General features: G+C 60.9%; 1 protein-coding gene. It reads right to left on the reverse strand.

From position 1 onward, the window contains the following. Positions 1–69: 69 nt before the first annotated feature. Positions 70–384, reverse strand: a 315-nt coding sequence (locus LNV09_RS24675; protein ID WP_411969351.1) for an ABC transporter permease subunit, incomplete at its 5' end; no start/stop codon positions are given.

Genomic DNA, 384 nt, shown 5'->3' on the forward strand with positions numbered 1-384 from the left:
GCTTGCAGGCCACCAAAACGCTTGGAGACTCCGGCGACTTTGAGAATAACTTCGCTCATGGGATGTTCCTCAAGGGTTCACAGGTGTGGGAGCGGCTTTGCCATGCTCAGGCGAAGGCCACAGCCCGCGTGGGCGCACCAACATAATGCCTATCATCGCCAGCGCCACCAGCAGCTGACGCAGGATGGACGCATCCAAGCGCCCGCCTGTCATCTCTTGCAGCGGTCCGGCCACATAACGCAGCACTTCAGGCAAGGCCGACAGCAGCAGCGCCCCGAGAATCACGCCCGGGATATGGCCGATACCGCCCAGCACCACCATCGCCACAATCATCACCGACTCCTGCAAGCTGAAGGACTCAGGGCTCACAAAGCCCTGGAAGGA

Origin of the sequence: Paucibacter sp. B2R-40 (assembly GCF_025717555.1) — a bacterium.
Taxonomy (GTDB): Bacteria; Pseudomonadota; Gammaproteobacteria; order Burkholderiales; family Burkholderiaceae_C; genus Paucibacter_A.